The sequence below is a fragment of the Campylobacter sp. BCW_6877 genome, from assembly GCF_001762445.1.
Taxonomy (GTDB): Bacteria; Campylobacterota; Campylobacteria; order Campylobacterales; family Campylobacteraceae; genus Campylobacter_D; species Campylobacter_D jejuni.
Genome location: NZ_MJWW01000061.1, coordinates 68,328 through 70,450, shown reverse-complemented (window position 1 = coordinate 70,450; position 2,123 = coordinate 68,328). Strand labels below are relative to the sequence as shown.

Annotated in this window: 3 protein-coding genes; all 3 read left to right on the top strand. The window is 28.5% G+C overall.

The window, feature by feature from the left end; translation table 11 throughout:
• The coding region (locus AJ936_RS09410) for a DUF1353 domain-containing protein (protein ID WP_250606933.1) at positions 1-363 on the top strand (363 nt) is incomplete at its 5' end.
• On the top strand, positions 360-1,643 hold the full coding sequence (locus tag AJ936_RS09405; RefSeq protein ID WP_057981351.1) for a hypothetical protein: 1,284 nt from the start codon (positions 360-362) through the stop codon (positions 1,641-1,643). The genes AJ936_RS09410 and AJ936_RS09405, both read left to right, overlap by 4 nt.
• A 48-nt stretch (positions 1,644-1,691) precedes the next feature.
• On the top strand, positions 1,692-2,123 hold a 432-nt coding region (locus tag AJ936_RS09400; protein WP_070274468.1), incomplete at its 3' end, for a DUF5675 family protein.

The window sequence follows — 2,123 nt, the reverse complement described above, 5'->3', positions numbered from 1 at the left end:
GAATTAAAAAGGGTTTGTGTAAAACCTTATGATAAAGATAGATTTGAAGTGATACAAGATTATGAGTTTATTTTACCAAATTACAAAGGCATTGTACCACAAGGTTTTAAAACTGATGGAGCGAGTATTCCACGCCTTTTTTGGTCTTTGTTTCCACCTTTTAAAAGTGAGTATTTTAGCGCTTGTGTTGTCCATGACTATTTGTGTATAAATGCAAAATCAAGAGATGATTATAGGCTAGCTGATCTTGTTTTAAAAGAAGCAATGCAAGCTTTAGAAATAAATAAATTTAAGATTTTTGTTTTTTATTGCTCTTGTAATTTATTTCATCAGATCAAATGTTTAATAAAGGGGATAAGATGAGCGTGGATTTAAGAGAAATTGCCATAAAAACAGAAGAAATCAATAAAGATTTTAGTGAAGCTTTAGAAATTTTAAAAGAACTTTTTAAAAATGGAGTAAAACCAAGCGATGAAAGTATTAAAAATGCTATAAATGAAGTTTTAACAAGTTTTAACTTTATAAAACAAAGTGAATTAAAAGAAAAACTAGAAGCCTTGCTAGAAGAGCTTGACATCAATGCAAATATCAATGAAGAGAGTTTAAAAGAAGTTGTATTAAAAGTTGTTTTAGAAAATCAAGAAAGTTTAAAAGGTGATAAAGGAGATCCTTTTACTTATGAAGATTTTACAGAAGAACAGCTTGAAAATTTAAAAGGGCAAGATGGAGCTAAAGGAGCTGATGGTAAAAGTGCTTATGAACTTTGGCTTGAAAATGAAGAAAACACGGGAAAAAGTCAAGATGAATTTTTAGAAAGTTTAAAGGCTCAAACACCAACAAAAGAAGAAATTAAACCTATTATAGAAGAGATGCTCGAAGATATGAAATTAAATTTAGGCATTAATGGAATAAAAGTATCTAATTCTATTCCCACTCCAAAAACAAAAGCTAATGTTAATGATTTAATTATAACTTATAATGAAAATGTAAAACAACTTTGGCTTTGTGTGGCAAGTGATGATAAATACACAAGTTGGATTAATTTGCTTGGAAATGAAAATATTACAGCACAAGAGTTGATTATTATTAGTTTTGATACAAATTTAAATAGTGGTCAATATGGCGGATGTTTAAGTGATTTGCGTTTTGGTTTTGAAAATTCTTTAGCAAGCACTACGCAAATTATAAAAGGACTTAATGAAGGCAGTTTTTTAATCACTAAAGATGGAATGGGTTTAAAATCTAAAAATTATACTGAAGTTAGCGTTCTTTCAAAACCAAGTAAAAATCAAATAGAAGGAAATATCAAAACGAGCGGAATTTATAATGATCCTGCTTGGCATAATATTACCAATGCTTTAAAAAAATATGATGGCAATGCAAATGAATGCTGTCTTTGGGCTTCTAATATAAAAAATAGTGTAAGTATAGAGCTTTTTACAAATGAAATTCCTATGAGTCTTTTTTATAGGCAAGCTGGATATTATGGAAATGTCAATCTTTCAAATATAAAAATGCAAAAAGCCCTTAGAGTTCAAAATGAAATTATAGTCGAGAGAAGCTTTATAGGAATAAAAAAAGAAATTGATAAAACTACCTATGGTGATAATGCTTTTTTATTTGAATTTGAAGAAGAAAAATGAGTTTAAATCTAAAAATAAAATACAAAAAATAAAAAGAAAGGAATTATAATGAAAATAACAATTAATAGAAGATATACTGGTAAAACTTGCGTTATTGGCAAATTTAAGGTTTTAGATGATGAAGAAAAAATTCTTTTTGAATGCTTTTCTTTGGAAGAAGATAAAGAGGGTTTAGAAAGTGGTAAAGATTTAAGAATACCTGAAGGAAATTATAATTTAAAAAGACATCCGGGAAGTCGGTTTGAAGCGACTTTAAGAAAGATTACAGGGAACGATAAGGACACTATGTTAAATGTTTATAATGATTTAGTGCCTTATGAAAGACACATTTTAATACACTGGGGAAACACTGACAAAGATACTCAAGGTTGTATTTTGCTAGGACTTACCAAAGATAACAATAACGAAAGCATAGGACAAAGCAGACAAGCTTGTAAAGAATTTTATGATTTGGTGTATGGTAAAAATCTTGAAGACATT